Annotated in this window: 20 protein-coding genes and 1 pseudogene; 11 read left to right on the plus strand and 10 right to left on the minus strand. The window is 59.9% G+C overall.

All coding sequences use genetic code 11. The features are described from left to right. The 7 genes and pseudogenes from IJL83_01510 to IJL83_01540 form a co-directional block, all read left to right on the plus strand. Positions 1 to 1007: tyrosine-type recombinase/integrase (locus tag IJL83_01510; protein MBQ6552285.1), on the plus strand; the 1007-nt coding region annotated here is incomplete at its 5' end. A gap of 120 nt (positions 1008 to 1127) precedes the next feature. Then, positions 1128 to 1637: pseudogene (locus IJL83_01515) on the plus strand (lysine--tRNA ligase). Positions 1638 to 1672: 35 nt separating this feature from the next. After that, positions 1673 to 2515 carry a homocysteine S-methyltransferase family protein gene (locus IJL83_01520; GenBank protein MBQ6552286.1) on the plus strand — a complete coding sequence of 281 codons (843 nt, stop codon included), beginning with the start codon at positions 1673 to 1675 and terminating at the stop codon, positions 2513 to 2515. A 44-nt stretch (positions 2516 to 2559) separates the two neighbouring features. Further along, positions 2560 to 3738, plus strand: a complete 1179-nt coding sequence (locus IJL83_01525; protein ID MBQ6552287.1) for a GGDEF domain-containing protein — start codon at positions 2560 to 2562, stop codon at positions 3736 to 3738. Positions 3739 to 3840: 102 nt separating this feature from the next. Then, positions 3841 to 7131: a hypothetical protein gene (locus IJL83_01530; GenBank protein ID MBQ6552288.1), complete on the plus strand. Its 3291-nt coding sequence runs from the start codon at positions 3841 to 3843 to the stop codon at positions 7129 to 7131. Positions 7132 to 7136: 5 nt separating this feature from the next. Then, complete coding sequence (locus tag IJL83_01535) at positions 7137 to 7802, plus strand: ABC transporter ATP-binding protein (GenBank protein MBQ6552289.1); 666 nt, start codon at positions 7137 to 7139, stop codon at positions 7800 to 7802. Positions 7803 to 7839: 37 nt separating this feature from the next. Beyond that, positions 7840 to 9216 (plus strand): FAD-dependent oxidoreductase, encoded by a 1377-nt coding sequence (locus IJL83_01540; protein ID MBQ6552290.1) that lies wholly within the window; start codon positions 7840 to 7842, stop codon positions 9214 to 9216. A 61-nt stretch (positions 9217 to 9277) separates the two neighbouring features. On the opposite strand, the gene IJL83_01545 is transcribed toward IJL83_01540, so the two are convergent. Then, positions 9278 to 9814 (minus strand): hypothetical protein, encoded by a 537-nt coding sequence (locus IJL83_01545; protein MBQ6552291.1) that lies wholly within the window; start codon positions 9812 to 9814, stop codon positions 9278 to 9280. A gap of 13 nt (positions 9815 to 9827) precedes the next feature. Further along, complete coding sequence (locus IJL83_01550; protein MBQ6552292.1) at positions 9828 to 10313, minus strand: hypothetical protein; 486 nt, start codon at positions 10311 to 10313, stop codon at positions 9828 to 9830. Between the two features lie 184 nt (positions 10314 to 10497). On the opposite strand from IJL83_01550, the gene IJL83_01555 reads away from it, so the two are divergent. Then, positions 10498 to 11589 (plus strand): metallophosphoesterase, encoded by a 1092-nt coding sequence (locus IJL83_01555; GenBank protein ID MBQ6552293.1) that lies wholly within the window; start codon positions 10498 to 10500, stop codon positions 11587 to 11589. Between the two features lie 46 nt (positions 11590 to 11635). On the opposite strand, the gene IJL83_01560 is transcribed toward IJL83_01555, so the two are convergent. Then, entirely contained in the window at positions 11636 to 12112 is a 477-nt protein-coding gene (locus tag IJL83_01560; protein MBQ6552294.1) for a DUF4830 domain-containing protein, read from the minus strand. A 115-nt stretch (positions 12113 to 12227) separates the two neighbouring features. Here IJL83_01560 and IJL83_01565 point away from each other — a divergent pair, with 115 nt between their 5' ends. Both IJL83_01565 and IJL83_01570 read left to right on the plus strand, forming a co-directional pair. Further along, positions 12228 to 12857: a hypothetical protein gene (locus IJL83_01565; protein MBQ6552295.1), complete on the plus strand. Its 630-nt coding sequence runs from the start codon at positions 12228 to 12230 to the stop codon at positions 12855 to 12857. Positions 12858 to 12921: 64 nt separating this feature from the next. Next, a complete protein-coding gene (locus IJL83_01570) occupies positions 12922 to 13755 on the plus strand; it encodes a diaminopimelate epimerase (GenBank protein MBQ6552296.1) in 834 nt (277 codons plus the stop codon). 274 nt (positions 13756 to 14029) lie between these two features. Here IJL83_01570 and IJL83_01575 read toward each other — a convergent pair whose 3' ends face one another. The 7 genes from IJL83_01575 to IJL83_01605 are packed head-to-tail and all read right to left on the minus strand — an operon-like array spanning position 14030 to position 23212. After that, positions 14030 to 15352 carry a replication-associated recombination protein A gene (locus IJL83_01575; protein ID MBQ6552297.1) on the minus strand — a complete coding sequence of 441 codons (1323 nt, stop codon included), beginning with the start codon at positions 15350 to 15352 and terminating at the stop codon, positions 14030 to 14032. A gap of 5 nt (positions 15353 to 15357) precedes the next feature. Beyond that, positions 15358 to 17817: an alpha-mannosidase gene (locus tag IJL83_01580; protein ID MBQ6552298.1), complete on the minus strand. Its 2460-nt coding sequence runs from the start codon at positions 17815 to 17817 to the stop codon at positions 15358 to 15360. 14 nt (positions 17818 to 17831) lie between these two features. Continuing rightward, positions 17832 to 18836, minus strand: coding sequence for an MBL fold metallo-hydrolase (locus IJL83_01585; protein ID MBQ6552299.1), 1005 nt, complete (start codon positions 18834 to 18836; stop codon positions 17832 to 17834). 3 nt (positions 18837 to 18839) lie between these two features. Next, on the minus strand, positions 18840 to 19418 hold the full coding sequence (locus tag IJL83_01590; protein ID MBQ6552300.1) for a DUF4093 domain-containing protein: 579 nt from the start codon (positions 19416 to 19418) through the stop codon (positions 18840 to 18842). After that, entirely contained in the window at positions 19415 to 20461 is a 1047-nt protein-coding gene (gene holA, locus IJL83_01595) for a DNA polymerase III subunit delta (protein MBQ6552301.1), read from the minus strand. The genes IJL83_01590 and holA overlap by 4 nt, the downstream gene beginning before the upstream one ends. Positions 20462 to 20470: 9 nt before the next feature. Beyond that, entirely contained in the window at positions 20471 to 22540 is a 2070-nt protein-coding gene (locus IJL83_01600) for a ComEC/Rec2 family competence protein (protein MBQ6552302.1), read from the minus strand. Positions 22541 to 22567: 27 nt separating this feature from the next. After that, the gene (locus IJL83_01605) at positions 22568 to 23212 is read right to left on the minus strand and encodes a hypothetical protein (protein ID MBQ6552303.1); all 645 of its coding nucleotides are present in this window, start codon (positions 23210 to 23212) and stop codon (positions 22568 to 22570) included. A 181-nt stretch (positions 23213 to 23393) separates the two neighbouring features. On the opposite strand from IJL83_01605, the gene IJL83_01610 reads away from it, so the two are divergent. Next, complete coding sequence (locus IJL83_01610; GenBank protein MBQ6552304.1) at positions 23394 to 24761, plus strand: MATE family efflux transporter; 1368 nt, start codon at positions 23394 to 23396, stop codon at positions 24759 to 24761. The last annotated feature ends 16 nt before the right edge of the window (positions 24762 to 24777 follow it).

The following is a 24777-nucleotide window of genomic DNA, read 5'->3' on the forward strand; positions in this document are numbered from 1 at the left end:
ACGACGAGTATATAGCCACTAAAATCGAGCTAAAGGCAACAACGCGAACAAACTATCAATATATGTACAAAAAGTTCGTAAGCGACAGTATCGGCGCGATGCGATTGGTGGATATCAAATATAGCGATATCAAGAAGTATTACATCCACCTCATCAAAGACTTTGGATTCAAACCGAATACAGTAGACAATATTCATACGTTGCTCCACCCCGTATTTGCAATCGCAGTCAGAGATGGAATACTGCGTGTTAACCCGACCGACGGAGCACTTGCGGAAATCAAGAGAAGCCATAATTGGGAGACACCAAAACGGCACGCGCTTACAACCAAGCAACAGGAACGCTTCGTGGAGTTCGTATCACAGAATCCAATTTATAAACGGTGGATGACATTATTCACCGTAATGCTCGGCACCGGAGCACGCATAGGCGAGGTTAGCGGATTGAGATGGGAGGACTGTGATTTCGAGAATAACATAATCGAAATAAACCACAACCTCGTATACAATTCCCGTGGACGAAACGGAGCACCGGAAGCGCAAATTACAACTCCAAAAACGCGTGCGGGCATACGCATTATTCCTATGTTCTCCGAGGTAAAGAAGGCGCTGCTCGAAGAATATGAGCGCCAGAAAGAAGACGGCTTTAATCCGTTGGTGGTTGATGGCTATACGCACTTCATATTCTTTAACCGATATGGTCACGCGCTACACGGGCATTCTGTTAACAAAGTTATAGATAGAATTGTAAAAGAAGCGAATGCTCAGGAGCAGGAGCGAGCACGACAAGAGCACAGAGAACCGTTATTACTGCCACATTTTAGTTGTCACAATCTTCGTCATACATTTTGTACGAGGCTTTGTGAGAATGAATCCAATATCAAAGTGATACAGGAAATAATGGGACACAAAAACATAGAAACCACTATGGATGTGTATAGTGAAGCCACTAAAGAAAAGAAGATTGAGACGTTTGCGAGCCTCGAAGGAGCCTTTAGAATCTCGTAGTGAATTTACGACAAATTTTACGACAAATGACAGCAAACTTATAAAGCTTTTTGAGAGTTTATAAGAAGTTCATCTCTCTTAAACCCGCATAAATACAGGGTTTTAAGAACTTATGAAAGGATATGTGATATTATGCTTCAAATCCCCACGATGAAGCCGCTCGACCAGCAGAACAAGAGCGAAGCCGCCGGCTCCGAAGCGAACGAAGCCGCTCCCGCGATCGAGGGCGCGCCGAGCATCTCCGCCGAGAAGCCCGACTTCTCCAACGTCGTGATCGAGCCGCTGTTTGAGGATTTCGTCGACTTCGAGACCTTCTCAAAGAGCGATTTCCGCGCCGTGAAGGTGCTGGAATGCGAGGCGGTGCCGAAGAGCAAGAAGCTGCTGAAGTTCACCCTCGACGACGGCACCGGCGCTCCGCGCACGATACTCAGCGGCATACACGCCTTCTACGAGCCGGAGGAGCTTATCGGCAAGACCTGCATCGCGATAGTCAACCTGCCGCCCCGCCCGATGATGGGCATCGAGAGCTGCGGCATGCTCATCAGCGCCGTCCACAAGGAGGGCGAGGAGGAGAAGCTGCACCTGCTCCAGGTCGACCCCCACATCCCCGCCGGCGCGAAGCTGTATTGACTCCGCGCTCCCGACATATCCAAAAGGTGATACTTATGAAAAAGGACATCGTGCTCCTTGACGGAGCTGTAGGAACAAGTCTCTGGGAAAAGGCCGACAAATACGGCTTCCCCAAAAATCCCGTCTGGACCTATAACGTCGAGCATCCGGAGATAGTCAAAGAGCTGGCCGCGGAATACCTCGACGCCGGCTCGCAGATCATTCTCGCCAACACCTTCGGCGCGAACGGCCCCGCCGTCAAGCGCTCGTCCGCTTACACGACGCCGGAGATCGTCAAGGCGGGAGTGCGCCTCGCGCGCGAAGCCGTCGGCGGCAAAGCCGAGGTCTCGCTCTCCGTCGGACCGCTTTCCGCGCTGCTCGAGCCGTACGGCGAGCTTTCCGAAACCGAATGCCGCGAGATCTATGAGGAGCATATCGGCTCCGGCATGGAGGAAAAGCCGGACAGCATCATGATACAGACCTTTATGGATCTGGAAATGATGCGCATAGCGGCGACCGTCGCAAAGCAGTATAACGTACCCGTCTACTGCACGATGACCTTCGAGAAGGTCGGCCGCACGATAATGGGCAACACCGTTCAGCAGGTCATCGACGTCCTGACGCCCCTCGGCATTGACGCGATCGGCATGAACTGCTCGCTCGGACCCGACCTCGCGCTGCCGGTCATACGCGAATTCGCGGAGAAGACCGACCTGCCGCTCGTCTTCAAGCCCAACGCGGGCAAGCCGATCTCCGCTTCCGACGGGAGCTCCGCCGCCGAGTACGACGCGGCGACCTTCGTGCGCGAGGTCGAGCCCGCGCTCGAATACGTCAGCTACGTCGGCGGCTGCTGCGGCAGCAACCCGTCCTATATCCGCGCCCTGCGCGAGATCCTCTAAAGCGAAAACTCCTATCCTGCCCAACGCGAAAGGAGCTGATAAACGTGCCTCAACAGTATTTTCTTTACTATACCGTTTCCAACGTGATATGCGCGATAATCTTCGGCATCATGCTGGCGCACGATCTTGCCAGCATCGACCGCCAGGAAAAACAGATCAAGTTCGACAGAGCGCTTATAGCGTTCATGCTCTACTTCATCTCCGACTCGGTCTGGGCGGGAGTCGACTCCGGCATTATTCCGAAGACGCACTTCTCGGTCTTCGTCACCAACTTAGCCAACTGCGTCATCATGGCGGCGATCACATACCTGTGGCTGCGCTTCGTCATGGCGGTCGAGGAGGTCGTCGACAGAGACAGACGCGGAACCATATTCAGCATTATGCTCCCCCTGATCCTGTCCACCGCCGCGCTTATCGCGACCTATATCGCCGCGCCTCAGGTGCTGATAGACGAAAACCTCGAAACCATGCCCGCGTTCGATATATTCCTCGTCGCGGTGCCGTTCATCTACATAATCGCGGTCATAGTCTTCTCGGTAAGGAAGATAAAGATCGAGGATAACCCGATCGAAATGAAAAAGCACGTATCCGTCGGCTTCTTCCCGCTGATAGTCATCGCGGGCAGCGCCGTGCAGCTGCTGGCGCTGACGACCACCCCGATATTCTGCTTCGCCTGCGCGATACTCATGCTTGTATTCTACATCCAGCAGATGGACGAGCGCATCTCCACCGACCCGCTGACGCAGCTCAACAACCGCGGCCAGCTGCTTCGCTACGTTTCGCAGCCGAACCTCCGCAAGGAGGGGCGCAGGACCTACGTCATGATGATCGACATCAACGACTTCAAGGACATCAACGACACCTACGGCCACGCCGAAGGCGACCGCGCGCTGCGGATAATTTCCGACGCGCTCCGCAACGCCGCGCAGCGCTATAACTTCCCGCTCTTCCTCGGGCGCTACGGCGGCGACGAATTCATAATCATTATGCACCCCGGCTCCGAGAAGGACATCGAGAACCTCCCCGCCGAGATACGCGCTCAGATCGAGCTCGGCTCCTCCGTGGAGAACCTTCCGTACAGCATCAGCGTCGGCATCGGCTACGACGAGCTGCGCGCGGGCGGCGACACCTTCCAGCAGTGCCAGCAGCGCGCCGACCACAAGCTCTATCTCGATAAGGAATACACAAAGCTCGAGAGCGGCTCTCTTGCAAGACAGCGATAACGCCGCGCGCCGGATGCCGTAACGCATTCTTAAAACGGCAACAGCGAATTGTAATATTATCCCGTTTTCCGAGTCTCTTAAAGGAACGGAGGAACTCGAGATATGATTTTCAGAAACGGAATCAATACGAATATAAGAGCGCGCGGGCGCACGGCGCTGTTTTTCATTCTCATTACCGCGCTGACGTTTTCGCTCGTACTGTCGCTCGGCGTACTTTCATACAGCGGGAAGATAATAGACCGCTGCAACGACGCGTACCGCTCCGTAGGATTGCTCGAATACATGGGCGGAGACTACCCCGACGAAAACGCTGCCGATCCTTTCGCAAGGGCGGCCGCCGAGAACGTCGGGGCGTTTTTCGGCAAGCTGCCGGAGGGCGTCGAGGACTGGACGGAAACGCGCTCGGACATAGTCTTCGCGGACGGCTTCACGAACAAGAGCACGTCGTCTAAATACGCCGATTACGGAGTCGTCGTGCTCAGCGGCATCGGCGATCCGGTCTATCGCATGACGTTCGATTACCTCTCGATAGAGGACACCGTGCGCGAACTCTTCGGCTACGAGGGCGGTTTCACCGTCACGAACGACTACCTGAACAATAACAACGGGACCGCCTTCATCGTCGGCGGCGGTTATTACGTCCTGACCGACGACGGCGACTTCTACTCCCTCGACGGCTACGGCTGCGATTACGACGAGGACGGGAACGTCGTCGGCGTCATCATTCCGCGCGAGGACAAAAGCGCGATCTCATACTACTCCGCGCGCGTCAGCGAGGTGCTTTACGCCGCCGATTTCAAGGCGAACAGACTCGTCAACCTCATCCCCGGCGAGCTCGATTTCGTTCCCGAGAAGGGCAAAAGCTATATCGCGCACGGCGTCTTCCTGCCGAAAAACTCGGTTGAGCCGTATAACGGCATCGCGAGCTTCGAGGTCGTTTCGATAAAGGGATACGACGGCTCGCCGTTCGCGCTCCGCGACGGCGCGGAACCGGCGATCTTCGCGCAGACCGCGGAGCTTTATAACAAGCTCAACAACTGTCTTGTACTCGACAGCGCCGACGACGTGAACGACCTTTACGAGTTCCATCAGGGGCTCGTCTACGCGGAGCGCGGCGAGATCCCCTCGCCCGAAGACAGGGACTCGTGTATAATCACACCGAATATCGCTTACGCCCTCGACCTTTCGCCCGGCGGCGAGATACACGTCACGCTGCTGACCTCTGCGGAGGATTCGCGCTATGATCTCGACGTCGCGCCGGTACAAAAGACGCTGCGCGTGGCGGGGATAACCAACTGGTCGGACGATTTCTCCGGCAGGATATGGGCGGTCGGCGACGGCTTCGGCTCGCCGCTTTTCGGCTACCGTCTCGGCACGCTGCGGCTCGACAACGCCTCCGCGCAGGAGACGGCGGAACGCATCTCCGCTTCCCTGCCCTCCGGAGTGCGCCTGACGGTCTACGATCAGGGCTACTCCGACGCGGTCAGGCCGCTCGAATCGATTATAGCGACCGCCGCCGACGTAGCCGTCGTATGCTCCGTAGGCGCGGTAACGGTTTTGCTTTTCTTCGCCTTTCTCTTCGTCGGAAGACAGGACGGAAACGTGAAGATAATGGTCTCGCTCGGGACGCCGCGCCGCTCCGTGGCCGCGTGGCTGCTCTCCGGCGCGCTGCTGATAACCGCGTCCGCTTCCCTGCTCGGCGCGGCCGCGGGACACTTCACGCTGCCGGTCATATACTCCGCCGTGACGCGAACGGCGTTATCCGGCGCGGATTCGCCCCTGCTTTACAGCGAAACCGCGATAGGCGTAAGGAAAACCGTCGAGCTTTCCGCGCCGCGCTCCGTTATCCCGACGCTCGCGGCGTGGGCGGGCATGATGCTGCTCTCGCTTGCGTTCTGTCTGATATTCATGCGGCGCGCCTACCGCGCGGGAACATTCGACCGCGGCAGCAGCCGCGTGCGCGTTCCGAGCGGCCGCACCTCCGCCGCCGGACGCGGAAGCATCCGCTTCGCGGCGCTCTCTATAAAACGCGGCGGTATGCGCTCGCTTATCGTTCCCGCGGTCGCCGCGGTGCTGACCGTCACGGTCGTTTTCCTCTCCGGCATGTATCAGGGCTGGCGAAACGAGCTCGACGCCGCCTATAACGGTATGACGATCACCGGAAACGCCGTAAGCACGAACGGCCGCTGGTACTCCGGACTCATCATTTCTCCCGAAAACGTCCGCTCTCTGCTTGCGCTCGACAACGTCGACGGCGTTTACGTTTCAAAACCGTTCCGCTACTGGATACCCTCCGAGGAGCCGCCGTTTTCCAACACCTCCTTCGGCATGGAGCAGCGCGAGGACTGGATCGCGACGCAGCCGGATATAACCGCGGTGAACGCCCTCGCGGGCGCGAAGGATTTCTACTACTCCGAGCCGGTCGTCGAATGGCTCGACGGCTGGGACGAAAGCTTCCTCGCCGACGATAAGTACGAGCCGTTCCTGTCGCATTACCGAAGCGGGCCGAAGAAGACAGTCACCGAAACGGGCGAGGTAGTCTATGAATTCGACGACTACACCATCCCCGCGGTCGTCGGCGACGGCTTCGCGAAGGCGCACGGGCTCAAAGCCGGCGACGATTTCAGCGTGACCTTCCTCGAGGACGCCTTCGGATACCGCTCCGAGCTCGGCCAGTCGCTGAAGGTCGTCGGTATATACAAGCAGACGGGCAGGGCGCAGATATACGTTCCGCTCGCGTGGGCGCTGCCGCCGGACGCGCTTTTCGGCGAATACGACCCTGAGGAGCATCCCGGGCCGAGCTACAGCTACTACAACTACTACACGCCGCCCGCGAACTACGATCCGCTGGACTACTATTACTACTCGCAGATAACCCTCTCGACCTGCCGCTTCACCTTCACCTCCGCGAGCGGACTCGACGAGGTCAGAAAAACGCTTTATGACGCCGGCTTCAGCCGCGTCGGCAAACTCGGGCGGATACGCCTGACGCTCGTGCTCAACGACGCCGGCTTCGTCCGGCTGACCGAGACGCTCGGCAGATACGTCACGACCGGCACGGTCATGATGGCGGTCATCGCGGCGCTTGTCGCCGTGTGCGGATTCGTCATTTCGTGGCTGCTGATAAACGGCAGGAAGCAGGAGTTCGCGCTGATGCGCGGCTTCGGCGCGAACGGTAAACGCATATTCGCGTCCTTCTTCTTCGAGCAGGCACTGCTATGCGGCGCGGGCACGCTTATCGGAGCCGCCGCGATCCCCGTTTTCAACGCGGGAGGTTGGCTCCCGCCGGCAGCCGCGGCGGCGTTCGCCGTATGCTATCTCGCCGGCTGCGCCGTTTCGGTGCGTATGATCGGCAAAACGAAGCTTATGGAGCTTCTGTCTTCAAAGGAGTAGATGAAATGAGCATTATCGAACTTAACGACGTCAGATATTCATATAAAAACAAATACCGCACCGTAGACGCGATCAACGGTATCTCCTGCGGTTTCGACTCGGGCAAGGTCTACGCGCTTATGGGGCGCTCCGGCAGCGGAAAAACCACTCTGCTTTCGCTCATCGCGGGCCTCGATCTGCCGACGTCCGGACAGATCGTATGCAACGGCGTGCCGACGTCCGAGACCGACCTCGAGAAGTACCGACGCGAAAAGGTCTCCGTCATATACCAGGACTTCCGGCTTTTCCCGCTGCTGACGGTATCGGAGAACGTAATGTATCCGATGGAGCTGCGCGGAATGAAGCCCGCCGAGGCGAAGGAGCGCGCGGCTGAGCTCGTCGAAAGCGTCGGGCTTCCCGCGGACGTGCTCGACCGCTTCCCCGCGATGCTTTCCGGCGGCGAGCAGCAGCGCGTCGCGATAGCCCGCGCGCTCGGCATGGAAACGAAGGTGCTGCTTGCGGACGAGCCGACCGGCAATCTCGACGAGGACAACAGCGCCAAGATATTCGAGCTGCTCCGTTCGCTCGCGCACGACCGCGGCTACTGCGTCGTCATAGTCACTCACGACGAGGCGATCGGCAGGAAGGCCGACGTGACCATCCGCATCCGCGACGGAGTCATCGCTGAATAAACATAGTCAAATTCGTCACCGAAAGGAGCGAACAAATATGAAATACGACGTGATAATCATCGGAGCGGGACCGGGCGGCATATTCTCCGCCTACGAGCTGGTAAAGAACGCTCCGGAGCTGAAGGTCGCCGTCTTCGAGGCGGGCAACGTCCTCAGCAAGCGCCGCTGCCCCATCGACGGCGACAAGGTGAAGACCTGCGTTAACTGCCCGAACTGTTCTATTATGAGCGGCTTCGGCGGCGCGGGCGCCTTCTCCGACGGCAAGTATAACATTACCAACGACTTCGGCGGCACGCTGCACGAGTATATCGGCAAGGAAAAGGCGCTCGAGCTGATGAAGTACGTCGACGGCATCAACCTCGCCTACGGCGGCGAAGGCACGAAGCTCTACTCCACCGCGAACACGCAGCTTAAAAAGATATGCGCCCAGAACGAGCTGAAGCTGCTCGACGCCTCCGTCCGCCACCTCGGCACGGACGTCAACTATAAGGTTCTGGAAAACCTCTATAAGTACCTCGACGAGCGCGTCGACTTCTACTTCAAAACGCCGGTCGAGCACATCGAAGCCGCGGACGGCGGCTTCCGCGTGACGACCGCGGACAAAGAGTTCGAGTGCGGCCGCTGCATAGTCTCCGTCGGCAGAAGCGGCAGCAAGTGGATGGAGCAGGTCTGCCGCGAGCTCGATATCCCCACGATGTCCAACCGCGTCGACATCGGCGTACGCGTGGAGCTGCCCGCGACGCTGTTTTCGCATATCACAGACGACCTCTACGAAAGCAAGATCGTCTACCGCACCGAGAAATACGAGGACAAGGTCCGCACCTTCTGCATGAATCCGCACGGCATAGTCGTCACCGAGAACACCAACGGCATAGTGACGGTAAACGGCCACAGCTTCAACGATCCCGCGAGGCAGACGGAGAACACCAACTTCGCGCTGCTCGTTTCAAAGCATTTCACCGACCCGTTCAGAGACAGCAACGGCTACGGCGAATCGATCGCGCGCCTCTCGAACATGCTCGGCGGCGGCGTTATAGTTCAGCGGCTCGGCGACCTGATGCGCGGCAGGCGCAGCAAGCAGAAGCGCATCGACGAATGCTTCGTCACGCCGACGCTGAAGGCGGAGCCCGGCGACCTCGGGCTCGTGCTCCCCAAACGCATACTCGACGGCGTTATCGAGATGCTCTTCGCGCTCGACAAGATCGCGCCCGGCACCGCGAACGACGACACGCTCCTCTACGGAGTCGAGGTCAAGTTCTACAACATGGAGGTCGAGCTGAGCGAGAAGCTCGAAACGAAGTACGACGGTCTCTATATAATCGGCGACGGCAGCGGCGTCACCCACTCGCTTTCGCACGCATCCGCCAGCGGTGTCTTCGTCGCGCGGGAGATACTCGAGAAGTTAAAAAATTGAAATCAAGCATAAAAAAGCGCGCCGCATGCGGCGCTCTTTTTTCATATTCTTTTCAGTTCGCTTACTGCTTCTGCTCCGCGGCGCCGCGGAAAACGCTGCGCCAGCTGTTGAGGTAATCGTAAACGTCGATGATGATGCCTTCGCCGCTCTTCGGCAGCTCGTCGTTTGAGCCGAACCGCGTTTCTCCGATCGCGGTGTTGAAGCGGACGGTGTAAATCGAAGAATCGAGCGCGAATACTTCCGACTGCTTCAGCTCGCCCCACTTCCAGACGCCGCGTTCGAAGTAAATATCGATCAGCGGGTCGGCGGCGTTCGCGGGCAGCGGATAGACGTCTTCCGTTTCCTCCGCGTCCGGAAGGCGCTCGCCGACAAAGAGCTTGACGCCGTCCGCGTCCGAAACGAGCTTCATCAGCAGGAACGCGTCCTCCATGCCGCCGTGCTTGCGGTATTCGCAAACGAAGCTGTTGCCGCGCACCGTCTCCTCGCGCTGCTCGGCGCGTTCGGAGCTGTGGCGAAGCAGGCGCATGACGATGATGCACACCACCATCAGCACCGGAAGTATTCTGAATACGGGCGGAAGACCCTGAGCCATCTGCATCAAAGCAAATCTCCTATCTGACCTTGATCGATCCGAGCACCGCCTTCGTCTCGGCGGAGTCGTAGGCGTGGTACGCCGCGCTGACGGTCACCCATTTGCCGCCAACGTCGCCGAAGAGCTGGAAGCAATCCGCGCCGTTGTACTTGTAGGAATAGCCCGTCCAGGTCACGCCGTCGACTTCGATGGTGACGGCACCTTCGCCGCCGTTGACGTCGTTGACCTCCTGCGTCGCCGCGAGGTTGGCCTCGGCGGTATCCCTGCCGTCCACGACGCCGACGAGGTAGTAGTGCATATTGTCGCTGTCAAGCAGTATCCACGCGGAATATGGGTCCTCCGCGTCGATAAGACTGCCGCCGACGAGACTGTTTCCGTCCGGAACGAAGAGGGAGAGCTTGCCCCAGTCCTGCGTTTCGCCCTGAACGGCGGCGGCTTCGTCGGCGCAGGCGCAGAGCGCCGCGAGCATCAGGCACGCGAGCAGTATCGAAAGAATCTTTTTCATATTATATCTCCTTCGGGTTTGTTTCAAGTAATTATAACCCGACGGGCTCGGTTTGTCAATAAGCGGACGCGGCAGAATATGTGTCGAATCGCTGAATATTTTGTGAAATAACGATTTTTCACTTGCTGAAACGCGGGAATTATGCTATATTTTTTCCATAATCCCGCAAAGGAGGACGCGCCGCTTGTTCAGAACGATAATCACGATACTCACCGCGTTGCTGGCGGTCGGGTGCTTTTATATAGTGTGGCGGTGCCGCAGATTCGGCTTCGTCAAACGGCTCGCGGGCGGCAGAAGGTGGCTCGAATGGCTCGTCGCCTCCGCCGCGCTGCTGCCGATAGCGGCGTTTTTCTTCGTCAATCTCTACGCCGTTATCATTGTCTGGATGCACGTCATAATCTTCCTCGCGCTCGGCGACCTTATCGGCTTTGTCATCCGCAAGGCGCGGAAGCGTCCGCGCGGCGACCTCGCCGGGATTATATCGCTCTCCCTCGCGGCCGTCTATCTCGCCTGCGGGTGGTTCTTCGCGCACCACGTATTCGAGACGCACGAGACCTTCACGACGAAGAAGGATATAGGCGGCGAACGCATACGCGTCGTCGAGATCGCGGATTCGCACCTCGGCATAACGCTCGACGGCGAGGGCTTCGCGGAGCAGATGGAGCGCGTCAGCGCGGTCGAACCCGACGTCGTCGTCATCGTCGGCGACTTCGTGGACGATGACACCGAAAAGGCGGATATGCTCCGCGCCTGCGACGCGCTGGGCGAAGTCAAATCGAAATACGGCGTTTACCTCGTCTTCGGCAACCACGACAGGGGCTATTTCCAATACCGCAACTTCTCGACGCAGGAGCTGCTCGACGCGCTCGATAAGAACTCCGTCACCGTCCTGCGCGACGAAACGGCACTGGTGAACGACAGCTTCTATATCGTCGGGCGGCGCGACCGCAGCGAGCGCGACCGCCTCTCCGCCGCGGAGCTGACGAGCGGGCTCGACCGCACGAAATACGCGATAATGCTCGATCATCAGCCGAACGACTACGCCGCCGAGGCGGAATGCGGAGTCGACCTCGTGCTCTCCGGCCACACTCACGGCGGCCACATCTTCCCCGCCGGACTGATCGGGCTCTGGAGCGGCGCGAACGACCGCGAATACGGCTCCGAACGCCGCGGCGAAACGGACTTTTACGTCACCAGCGGCATCTCCGGCTGGGGCATCCCGTTCAAGACCGGCTGCATAAGCGAATTCGCCGTGATAGATATTGTAAACGAATGATATAAAAAAGAACGCCCGCGGGCGTTCTTTTTTAGCTTATATCTCTCTATTCCTGCGGCTTGGCGAGGCCGTGGATGAAGCCGTCCGAGCGGACGGAGCAGACGTCGCCGCCGACAACCGTCGTGCCGGACATAAGCAGGTTCGCCTTGACGCTCCCCTCCGGCTCGCCGGCGTAGTTCGTCACGCCGTAGGTATAGCGCGTGAGCGTTTTGCCCTTGAAGCTCTCGAGCGAGAAGCCCTGCGAAAGCTGCAGCTCCGCGTACTCCGCGAACGCGCCGTCGAACTCCTCCGGCACGGAGACCGCGACCGTTTCCTCCGGCTCCGCCGTCGTTTCCCAGCCGAAGCCGGCGAGGAACTCCCGCCGCGCCTCGTTGCCGGCGATATCCTGATACGCCGACTTCGCCGCGGGCACCGCCCGCGAATCGCGCACCTGCGCCGCCGCGAAGATCACCGTTGCCGCCGCGAGCGCGACTATAAGAGCGTACTTCGCCGCTTTTTTGACGTTGAACGTAAACACAAACATACCGTTTTCACCCTCCGCGGAATACTATGCCGCGTCCGGCGCGGATATTACTTGACAGCGGCGGGTTTTTGCAATATAATAGCGGCAAAGAAAGAAACGGAAGGGACGGCTCGTAATGAAGAAGTGTTACTGCCCGTATTGCGGCGAAAAATCGTTGTCTCCCCTCAAAAAGCCGGCAGGAGAAAAGCGCGGCCGCCTGTTTGGTAAAACGCATTGGGGCTGCGCCGACTGCGGCAAAGAAGCAGTTGAATGGATGAGCCCGCGCGTAAAAAAGATCAATACGATCACCACGGTTTTGAATATACTTTTCGCGTTAACCTGCATCGTAATCATAGTGATTAAACCGAATGATCTGAATTATTTCCCCAGAGCACTTGCGCTGCTTTTAGCAACTGTAATTTCAAATCTTATTATCAAACTTATCGATTACAGATACAAAGTATTCGTAAGAACCGAACAACACTCCGCGGACGACGTTGTCGCCCGTGCGCACATAAAAATAAACGTCGTGTTTGCGGAGAATCGTATTTACATATTAAAACCGAGCGAAGAAAACGGAAGCGCAGACGACGCGCGTCCCGAATACGTCGTCGCTATGTCGAATTATTCGCGCAAGGACAAATCATGTGACGTGAGATTCATCAAGCCGCGTGAGGCGGTGAGATCGATCTCCGCCCGCAGATTTGATATATACGACAACGATTATCGCATCGGCAACTGCGAATTCTTTGAGCAGAACGCATAGCGGTATCGTCAATAAGTAATATTGATCCATCTTTCAAATGCAGCGGCAAAGCGGGGTGCATACTATGCTGAAATTCACAAAAATGCAGGGCTGCGGAAACGACTATATCTACATCAACTGCTTCGAGCAGACGGTGGACGATCCCGCCGCGCTCGCGGTGCGGCTTTCGCCGCGGCGCTTCTCCGTCGGCGCGGACGGCGTTATACTCATCTGCCCCTCCGACAAGGCGGACGCAAAGATGCGTATGTTCAACGCCGACGGCTCCGAGGGGAAGATGTGCGGCAACGGCATCCGCTGCGTCGGCAAGTACCTCTACGACAACGGCATCGCGAAAAAGGACGTCATCACCGTTGAAACGCTCGCGGGGATAAAAACGCTGACCGTTCACGCCGCGGACGGCGAAGCGAAGACGCTCTCCGTCGATATGGGCAGGGCCGAGACCGCGCCCGAGGCCGTGCCGGTGCTCGCGGAAGCGCCGGTGATAAACGGCGTTATCGAGGTCGGCGGCAGGAAGTATAACGCCACCTGCGTTTCGATGGGCAACCCGCACTGCGTCGTCTTCCGCGACGGCGTGGAGGATATGGATATACGCGCTGAGGGCGAGCAGTTCGAGAAGTCGCCGCTCTTCCCCGAGGGCGTGAACACGGAGTTCGTCCGCGTGCTCGGCGGAAACGAGCTGCAGATGCGCGTCTGGGAACGCGGCAGCGGAGAGACCTTCGCCTGCGGAACGGGCGCCTGCGCCGCCGCGGTCGCCGCCGTGCTCTGCGGCTTCTGCGGCAAGGGCGAGGATATCACCGTCCACCTGCTCGGCGGCGACCTGGTGATAAACTACACCGACGAGCGCGTGATCATGACCGGCCCCGCCGTCAAGGTCTGCGACGGCTGTGTGGAAGAATGAGGCGACTCTGTCATCCTGAGCGGAGTGACGCTTAGCGTCACGAAGCCGAAGGATCTTGTCGGTAACGGCAGTATAAAAGAAAAAGTGTGTATTCGGAATCGGCAGTTTACCGTCTGCTCCGAATACACACTTTTGGTTTATATAAGGCCGCTTTCTTTAAGATCCTTCGACTTCGCAACCTTAGGTTGCTTCGCTCAGGATGACAAACCGACCGCTGCGCTGCGTGAGATCCTTCGGCTCGCTTCGCTCGCTCAGGATGACAGAAACGCAACGCTCATTTCTTATGTTCCTCCCGCCACTCCAGTATCTGCTCGAGGCGGTCCTTGAACTTCGTTTCAAGTCCCTGAGTCGTGGGGTTGTAATACCGCCTGCCGAGGAGCGAATCGGGCAGGCACTGCATATCCGTCAGCTTTGCCTCCGTGTCGTGCGCGTACTGATAGCCCTTGCCGTAGCCGACGTCGCGCATCAGCTTCGTGACGCCGTTGCGGATATTCAGCGGCACCGGCTCGGCGAGCATCTTCATCGCGTCCTGCTTCGCGGACTCGTAAGCCATATAGAGCGCGTTCGACTTCGGCACGAGCGAGAGGTAGACGACCGCCTGAGTCAGATGCACGCTGCACTCCGGCATGCCGATGAAGTGGCACGCCTGATACGCCGCGACCGCGATCTCCAGCGCGCGCGGGTCCGCGAGCCCGATATCCTCGCTCGCGAAGCGCACGACGCGCCGCGCGATATACAGCGGATCCTCCCCCGCCTCAAGCATACGCGCCAACCAGTAGACCGCCGCGTCGGGATCGGAGTTGCGCATGGATTTGTGCAGCGCGGAGATGAGGTTGTAGTGCTCCTCGCCGTTTTTGTCGTAAAGCAGGGACTTGCGCGAAGTGCACTGCTCGACCGTTTCGGTCGTTACGGTTATGACTCCGTTCTCCGTTTCCGCGTTCAGCACCGCCATCTCCAGCGTGGAAAGCGCGGTGCGCGCGTCGCCGTTGGCGAAGACGGCGATCATGCGGATGACGTCGTCGGAAATATCGACCTTCATCTCGCCGAAGCCGCGCGGGTCGGTGACGGCGCGCTTCAGCAGCTCGGTTATGTCCTCCTCGGTCAGCGCCTTCAGCACGAAGACGCGGCAGCGCGAAAGCAGCGCCCCGTTGACCTCGAAGGAGGGGTTCTCGGTGGTCGCGCCGATCATTATGATGCTCCCCTTCTCGACGAAGGGCAGGAACGCGTCCTGCTGCGCCTTGTTGAAGCGGTGGATTTCGTCGACGAAGAGTATCGTCTTTTCGCCGAACTTGCGGTTTTCCTCCGCCTGCTGCATTACGGCGCGGATCTCTTTTATGCCGCTCGTGACGGCGGAGAAGTTGATGAACTTCGCCTTCGTCTGATTCGCTATGACGCCGGCGAGCGTAGTTTTGCCGACGCCGGGAGGCCCCCAGAATATCATCGACGAAACGGAGTCCTGCTCGATCATGCGGCGCAGGAGCTTTCCCTCTCCGACGAGGTGGCGCTGGCCGACGATCTCCTCGACGGTGCGCGGACGCATCCGCGCCGGAAGCGGCTGACTCATATCGTATGCGGCGTTTGTGTTCATTTCTTCCATAGCTTTCACCTCCGCGCGTCCGCGGGGACGGCGCCTTCAAGGAAGTCTGTCTCGCGCGCCTGACCGGACGCGCTTATTCTGAAAGTTTTTATCTCGTTCGGGCGGAAGTCGGCGTCGAAATCCGCGCCGACCGCGGCGCAGGTTATATGCGCTTTCGCCGCTTCGCCGCGCGTTTCGTAAAGGCGGATGATCGCGTCGCCGGAGCCGTCCTCGCAGCGCTTCAGCGCCGTCATAACGACGTTTTCCGCGCTGACGGAAAGGAAGGATGCGCGCCGCGGCGCTTCGCCCCTGTGGTAGCCCTCCGGGATCGCGACGGGGCGGATATTCAGCTTCAGCGCCTCGCGCGTCACTTCCGTTTTTTCGGCGGAGCCGTCGGAAAGATAAACGCCGTATTCGAAGCGGCTGACGCCCTCGTCGGTGTAGTCGTAATCTTTGAACGGGCGGTCTGAATAGTGGTCGGCGAAGATCGCGTTGCGTATCAGCGTCAGGCGCAGCTCGCCCTCGGGGCAGTCGCAGGAATACTTCGAGTCGCTCATAAGCGCGAGGGTGCGTCTGCCGCCGTTATCGAAGCTGACCGCGCACCACTTCTGCAGCGGCCATTCCTCGCCGTTCGGCGGGCGTTTGATGAAGCCGCAGGGTATCTCGCAGATATTCTCCGCGCCGCTGCCCGAATACGGGAAGGAGGTTTTCAGTATCGTGTGCGGCTCGTTCCAGAGCGCCTTACAGCGCACGCGGAGCGTTTTTTGGTCTTTGTCGAGGATGAACTCCTGCGTCAGCGACGAGCCCTTGAACGCGTGTTTTACGCGTATGATCTCACGCGCGGTGGTACGCTCGGCGACCTCGATTTCGCACAGCTCCGGCGTACCGAGCGTTTTATCGAACCTGAAGACGCCGTGCGCCCAGGTGTCGCTCTCCGTGTCGTCGAGGACGACGGGAACGGCGGCCGGACGCTCCGGCGAGGCGTAGTCGAAGCCGCTCGTCTTGTCGATGAGCGATATTATATAGCCGGTCTTTTCGTCGAAGACCGCGCGGATATATTCATTCTCGAGCGTCAGCTCGTCCGGACGGGCGGGCTTTTCGTTTTTCGCGTGCGCCTCCGCGTCGGCGGTCGCCCAGTAGGTCGCGTAGCCGAGCGCGGGCAGGTCGGCGGTGAAGACGGTGTCGAGGTGGGAGTCGTTCATGCGCGAGGAGCGCGTGCTTCCGAAGGGCACGTCGGCTCCGTTTTCGTCCGTCACGCGCTTGGACGCGCCGCTTACGCGGACGGTCGTTTTCACCGCGAACGGAAGCGGGTTGAAGACAACGAAGGGGCGCGGGAAGGGACTGCCGTAGTTCCTTTCGCGCGGCTCGCTGACGCCGTCAAGCCAGGTATCGACGCGGCGCGAAACGCGCAGCAGCGCCTCGTTATAAAGCTTCTCCGAAACGTTCACCGCGCCGCCGACGGAATCCGCGGCGTCTACGTACGCCTCTTTTATCGCGCATCCGCAGAGAATATCGTGGAACTGGTTGAAGCAGACCTCGCGCCACGCTTCGCGGTAATCGGCGGTCTTTTCGCCCATGCCCGCTCCGCCCGCGACAGTCGCGAACGCCTCGGAGGCGTAAAGCGAATTCTCGGCGCGGCGGTTGAGCGCCTTTATCATGCCCGTCACGGAGTAGCAGCCGCTCGCGTGGTGCTGCAGCTCGCCCCTCCACGTCGGGAGCGAAGCGGAGCCGAGCGACGCGAAATACCCCTCCGGCGAGGAAAATTCAAGCTCGGAAAAACCGTTCTTTTTCAGCTCCTCAAGGTGCTCTATATCGGCTTTGGTCGGGCCGCCGCCGTGGTTGCCCACGCCGTAGAAAAGCATAACGCCGTGACCGCCTTCCGCGCCTATGCGCGTCAGCTCCGCGAGCGCGGAGTCGATATTTTCCGCGCCGCTGACGCAGTACAGATCGAGCACCTTATAAGCCGGAATCGTCGTGCCGTCCGTCCCCTCCCAGTTGAACGCGAAGGGGATATCGGGGTTCTCTTTGCGGTCGGGGCGCAGGAAAACGTAAGACCCCATGCCGCCGAGCTTCACCAGCTGCGGCATATTGCCGTTGTGCCCGAAGCTGTCTACGTTGTATCCGACGCGGCATATCCTGCCGAATTTCTCATAGTAATAAAGCTGCGAATAAAGCGCCTGCCGCGCGAAGCTCTCGCCTGACGGGAGGTTGCAGTCCGGCTGCACCCACCAGCCGTTGACGGGGACCCAGCGCCCCTCCTTCACGCGCTCGCGGATCTCCGCGAACATACCGGGGTCGATCTCTTCTACCCACCTGTAGTACGCCGCGGAGGAGCAGGTGAAGACCGTATCCGGATACTCGCGCAGGCGGTCGAGCGCGCTGCGGAAGGTCTGCATGACCTCGCCGCGCCCCTCCTGCCAGCGCCAGAGCCAGACGGGATCGAGGTGCGCGTTGCCTATCAAACTTATCTTCGGTTTTACGTTCATTCGGGCCTCCCCTTTCAGTTTGCGCCGTCGTAAGTTATCGAAATCTTTTTGCCGTCCGTCGTGACGACTACGTCGCCGAACTCGTCGGTGCGGTAGACCTTCGCGCCCGCGTTTTGGAGGCGCGAAACGGTCTTTTTCGACGGATGGCCGTAGCTGTTGTCTCTGCCGACGGGTATGACCGCGTACTTCGGCGTCACCGCCTTGATGAAGTCGTTGCACGTCGCGTCGTTGCTGCCGTGGTGCGAAACCTTCAGCACGTCGGCGTCGAGAGCCGCGTCCTTGTCAAGCATCTCGAGCTCGTATTTCCTCTCGGCGTCGCCGGTGAAGAGGAAGGACGTTTCGCCGTAGGTGAACTTCAGAACGTAGGAGTTGTTGTTGAGCTCCTCCGATTCGCTCTCGCCGACCGAGGTGTCGCTGCCGTCGTCGAGCACCTCAAGCGTTCCGGTCGGGAAAGCCAATGTTTCGCCCGGCGCGGCGGTGCGCATCGGCACCTTTCTGTTTCTGGCGGCTTTTATCACGTCGTTGTAGAACTTTTCGTCCACAGATTTGGTCGGGATTATCAGCTCGTCGACCTTGTATTTCAGTATCACGTCGTCCATTGCTCCCATGTGGTCGCCGTGAGCGTGTGTGGCGATAACGTAATTCAGACGCTCGATGCCGCGCCCGTTCAGGTACGCGGCTATCTTCTGGAAGTCGTCGTATTCGCCGGCGTCGATCATTATCGCGCCGTCGGCGCATTCGATGAGCGCGCAGTCCGCGTTGCCGACGTCGATGAAGTGGACTTTGACGTCGCTTACCGCGGCGGGCGTTTCAACGGAGCCGCCGGAGCCGCTTTCGCCTTCGCCGCCGAGGCCGCCGCAGAGCCAGATTATGCCGGCGATGACGGCGACGAACGCGATCACTATCGCCAGCCCGAGAAGCGTCCCCTTCAGCGTATCGCCGTCCGCCGCGTAGCGAACTCCGTATCTTCTCGTCTTCTTCGTGCGGGCGGTTTTGGTTTTGGTTTTTTTCTTAGCCATACGCTACCTCCGGAGTTCCGCGGCGAGCGCGCGGAGCTCTTCCGCCGTCACGAGCCGCGGGAGCACCCGCGCGAGCGTGTTCGCGTTCATGTTCGCGGGCAGCCCGAGCCGCCGAGCGAGCGAAGCGCGGAGCGCGGCGCTGTTCGCGCCGCCGCAGACGCCGAGCCCGGTCAGAAACGCCTTCGTGAAAGGTTCGACTCCCTCGCCTTCGCCGACTCCGGCGCGGCGGAACGCCTCGATTATGACCGCGTCGTCCAGCCCTTCGGCGCCGAGCAGCCCCTCCTTCGAGGGCGCGCGCTTGCGGCGCTCCCTGCCCGGTACGTCGGGCAGGTAGACGTCCCAGACCTTGCCGCCGGCGCAGAAGTTCTTAATATAATTTCTGATTCGGAAGCCCGCCTTGTCCGGGTCGGTGATTATCACTATGCCGTCGCCCCGCGCAAGCGTTTTTATCAGCTCGCGCTTGGCGGCGTTTTTGTATATGCCGAAGCCGCCCGTCTCGATGACGGGAGCGTCGAAGATATTTGCCAGGCGCGCTTTGTCGTAGCGCCCTTCGACGACGACGGCTTGTTTCAGTTTTATCATTTCTTCTCCCCGAGCGCGGCGAGGCCGCCGATAAGCTCGTAATAGACCTCGAATCCCGCGAAATCGCGCTTCAGACGGCGTTCCGCGTCGGCGCAGAGCAGTATCGCGCGGCGGAAATACTCCGTCGGTCTGCCCTTCAGCCGCGCCGCCGCTTTTTTCAGCGGGTAGTTGGATTTGATATAAGTGAACTGCCCCTCGAGACTGCTCCAGCCGCCTTTGCTCTCCTTCGCGACGGCGACGCGGTACATGGCGATGAAGCCGCTGAGTACCGTAGGCATGAATTCGCGCGGGTCCGCCTTCGTCGCGGCGAGCTCGTCTATTATCGAATACGCCTCGGAGTACTTCGCGTCCGCGATCGCGTCCGCGAGGCGGAAGGAGTCCTCCTCGACGGTGTTGTAGGTGACTACGGAGAGCATATCCTCGGTCACCGTGTCCCTGCCGGACGCGGCGAGGATCTCGGCGTTGTTCTTTATCGCGTACATGTCGCCGGCGCAGATCTCGGCGAGCTTCCGCGCGGCGCGTCTGTCTATGCCTACGCCGCGTTCCGAAAGCAGCGAGGTTATCCACACCTCCGCCTTGTCCGGCGGGAGGCGGTCGCAGGATACGGCGGTCGCGCCGTCGAACACCTTCAGCGCGCGCGTCACCTTGCGGTCGGTACGCCCCTTCGGCTGCTCGAATGAAAGCGGCTCGGAGATGAAGACGAAGATCAGCACGCATTCGTCGGGAAGCTCCGCGATGAGCTTCGCGAGCGCCTCCGCCTGCTCGTCGCCGCCGGAGTAGATATCCGGATCGCGAAGCAGTATCACGCGCTTTTCCGAAAGCATCGGCAGCGCCATGGTCAGATCGCGCAGGCGGCCGACGTCAAGCTCGCGGTAAAGCTCCGTGAAGTCGAAGCTCCGCGCCGACTCCTCGACGTATGCGGAAACGACGCGCTCGGCGGAGAGGTTTTTCAGGTAGTCCTCCTGCCCGTAGAGCACGATCGCGCCGCCCGCTTCTTTGCGGCGGATCATATTTTTCAGCGTGTCCGAGTCGATCCTTCTCATAAGCGTTCCTTATCCTTGTCTTATACCGTCGTTATCTATCAGCAGCGTGACGACGCCGCCGTCTATCGAGTAAAGGGTTTTCGCGGCCTTTTCCCCGCCGTAGTCGGACGGGCGCCCCGTCACGAGCAGCGCCGGACTTCCCGCGTAGCCGAGGCGGGAGAAGACCGCGTCGGGCGAATTGCGGGCGCGGTTCCTTCCCGTGAAGGCCGCGAGCGTTCCGCCGCAGGTCAGATACATATCGAGTATGCCGCCGTCCGAAACGAGGGTCAGCGAAGACGGGCCGAGCCGCGCTTCGCTCGAAGTTACCGGCGCGACGCCGCTTTCGGCGCAGCCCTCCGGCACGAAGGGCGCTCCGGCGCCGAGCCGCTCGGCAAGGCGCTTCGCGGCGCGGACGGAGTAGAGGTCGCCCGCGACGACCGCGTCGGCGGAGATTACCCCGACGTAGCCCGCGCGGTTCAGCACGCCCGGAAACGAGCTCTCGGGCAGACCCGAAACGTAAAGCACGCGCTTGCCTCCGCAGGAGACGAAGTCCGCCTGCCCGACGCCCGCGTAGACCGAGTCGACGCGCACGCAGCTTTCTTCCGCGTATGCGTTAGCACAGACGCCGCTGAGCAGCACGGCGAGCGAAAGCGAGACCGCGGTGAGTCCGCGCAGCCGCCCGCGTCTGAACGCGATATACGCGGCGACAGCCGCGAGCGCCGCCACCGCGAAGTACGGGTAGGCGACGTAAGAATACGAGAACGGCAGCGAGGCGAGCGCCTTCGTCACCCATATCAGCCAGCCGGCTCCGACCCCCGCTACGCGCAGGAAGCCGACGCCTATCCACGGCAGCGTCGCCGCGGGAAGCCCGAGCGTGAGCGTCAGCGCCGCCGGAGTGAGCACCAGCAGGTTCGCCAGCGGCGAAATGAGCGAAACGCTCCCGAAAACGAGCACCGTCACCGGCAGCGTGGCGAGCCACGCCGCGACCGACTGCGCGATTATCTCCGAAAAGCCCGCGATCAGCCCGCGCACGGGGCGCGGTCTTTCTTCCGCCTTCATCCCCTTCATCATCCTGCCGCGGATGCGCGGCGCGATGACGAGCAGTCCCGCGGTCGCGGAAACGGAGAGCAGAAAGCCGACGTCGCGCACGACGGAGGGCGAGATCAGACACATCACGAAAACCGCCGCGCCGAGCGAGTTCAGCCCGTCGCCCTCCCTGCCGAAGAAGGTCGCGCAGAGGACGATCGAAAGCATAAACGCCGCCCTGACCGCCGAAGGCGAGAACGCCGTCAGCGCCGCCAGCAGCCAGACGAGTATGAGCGCGGGTATCACCGGCGGCCTTTTCGTAAACCGCCGCATTATCTCAAACAGGAACATCGTCACCGTGACCACGTGCAGTCCGGAAACGACGGTTATATGCGAAACTCCGCATTTGCGGAAGGCGAGCTCGGTATCGGCGTCTATGCCGCTTTTGTCTCCGAGCAGCAGCGCGGAAAGCAGACCGGAGCGTTCGTTTTCGCCGTCCGCGGCGAGCTTGCCGAGCATATACTTTTTCAGCGTCAGGCAGTAGTAATACGGCGTGCGCGCCGCCTTGCCGGCGACGTGCGGCTTTTCGGAGGCGTTCAGCCGGTAAAGCGCGCCGCCGCCGCTCTCAAGCGACGGGATCGCGTCGACGTGCGCGGTGAATTTCAAGACGTCGTAATAATCCGCTTCGAAGCCGGAGTTCAGCCAGACCTGCGCCTTATCGTTCGTTTCGTACGTTTTGCCGTCGACGGTCATACTGCGCAGGCGCAGGGTGTAGGTCGCGCCGAACTCGCTTTTGCGCGGAAGCTCGCAGACGTACGCTTCCACGTAGGCGGTCCTGCCGTCGAAACGCGCGGCGCGGGAGTCGGCGACCTCCGCGCGCAGAAGTCCCCACGCGCCGGAGCCCGCGAAAACGCAGAGCAGAGCGAGCAGCGTGAAGCGGAAACGCCTGCCGCAGAAGAAGAACGCCGCGAAGCATACCGCCGCCGCACCGAGCCAGAGCCATCCTGCCGGCAGCAGCAGAAGCGAAAGCATTATCGCGGCTCCGGCCGCGAGCATCGGCCGCTTCAGCAGCATGCGCCCTCCCCCTTCGGAATTATCTCCTTATCTCCTTATCCCGCAGCTCACGCGGTGGAGCGTGCGGACGATAACGCATATCAGATAGGACGCCGCGAACATCACCGGGAAGAATATGTACCATTTTCCTCCCGCGTTGAAGCCGTAGAAATCCTCCCAGTTCCTGAGGACAAGCACCTCCATGCCGTAGACGACGCCGTATATCACGGTCGGGATAAGCCCGTAAAGCGTTTCGCGGAAGAAGATATTGCCCTTATTCTCGGTGCAGACAAGCGAGAGGAGCATCAGCAGCGGCGTTATAAGGTGCATATAGAGGTTGTTGCCCTCGAACATCGCGCCGTAGCCGTACTTAGGCCCGAGCAGGAACAGCACCGTCAGCATCGTCAGCGTCGTCGCGCAGACGGCGACGTATTTGAAGATCAGAACGCGGTGCTTCATCGCCCTGTTGCTGCCGAGCATCGCGCTGACCGACCACGGCAGCGCGAAAAGCGCGGAGACCGCCGCGAGCACGTTCGAATTGACCGTAAAGTAGCGGAAGCAGACGAAGCCGGGCGCCTCCATATTTCCCTGACCGCCGGTAGTGAAAAAACCGACGACGCAGATTATCGTCAGCGCGGCCGCGGCCGCGTTGCAGATCAGCGAGATAAGTCCTTTTACGCAGGATTTCTTCATAATCCTTCTCCCAACATTTACCCAAATTAACACGAATACATTTTACCACATAATACGCGCGGTGTCAATTTTTTCATTTACTATTGAAATAGGCGTTTTTATATGCTACAATACCCGCAAAGACATAAAAAGAAGGCGTTTCGTGAAACTCAAGGGACTCATAACCGCGGGCGACCGCGATATGACGACGGGCGGGATAACAAAGCATCTCGTAACCTTCGCCCTGCCGCTGCTGATCGGCTACGTATTCCAGATGCTCTACAACACCGTGGACACCTGGGTCGTCGGCAACTACGTCAGCGACGAGGCGTTCTCCGCCGTCGGAACGGTCGGCCCGATAATAAATATGCTCATCGGCTTCTTCATGGGGCTCTCCAGCGGAGCCGGAGTCGTCATCTCGCAGTATTACGGCGCGAAGCGCTACGATATGGTGAAAAAGACGGTGCATACCTCCGTTATAATCACGCTGGCGATGGGCGCGGTCTTCACCGGCGTCGGCATCGGCTTCACGCCGCTGATGCTGAAGGCGATGTCCACGCCGCCGGAGGTGCTGCCCGAATCGACGGCGTATCTGACGATATACTTCGCGGGCATCACGGGACTGATGCTCTACAATATGTTCTCCGGCATACTCCGCGCCGTCGGGGATTCGACGCGCCCCTTCCTCTTCCTCGTGCTGTCGGCGCTGCTGAACACGGGGCTTGACCTGCTCTTCGTGCTCGTCTTCGGGCTCGGCGTCGAAGGCGTCGCCTACGCGACGATAATCGCGCAGGCGATAAGCGCGCTGCTCCTGCTGCTGACGCTGACGCGGACGGACTCCTGCGTCAAGCTGACCGCGAAGGCGTTCCGTTTCGACAGTGAGGTGATGAAGAAGATACTCAATGTCGGCCTGCCCGCCGCGCTGCAGATGGCGGTGACGGCGTTCTCCAACGTCTTCGTGCAGGGCTACATCAACCATTTCGGCGCCGACTGCATGGGCGGCTGGACCGCCTACGGCAAGATCGACCAGGTCATACTGCTCCCGATGCAGTCGCTGGCGCTGGCGTCGACCACCTTCGTCGGCCAGAACCTCGGCTCCGGGCTCGAGGAGCGCGCGAAGAAGGGCGTGCGCGTCGCGCTTTTCGCCTCCGTGCTCTCCACGGCGGTGCTGATGATACCGGTGATCGCCTTCGCGCCGTCGCTGACCGCCTTCTTCAACGACAAGCCGGAAGTCATAGAATACGGCACGATGATGCTGCGGTGGATATCCCCCTTCTACGTCCTCTGCTGCGTCAACCAGATATTCGCAGGCGCCCTGCGCGGAAGCGGCAACAGCCGCGTGCCGATGATAATAATGCTGTCGTCCTTCGTGCTGTTCCGTCAGGCGTATCTTTTCATTTTCTCGACTTATATTTCATACACCGAACTGCCGATAATCCTCGGCTACCCCGCCGGCTGGCTCGTATGCAGCGCCGCGACGCTGATCTACTATAAACACGCCGGACTGAAAAACCGCCTGCTCGACGCGGCTCCGCAGAAAGCGGAGGCGGAGGCCGAACCCGCGATATGACGCGAAAGGAGAAACC

This window comes from Clostridia bacterium, from assembly GCA_017438525.1.
Lineage (GTDB): Bacteria > Bacillota > Clostridia > Oscillospirales > RGIG8002 > RGIG8002.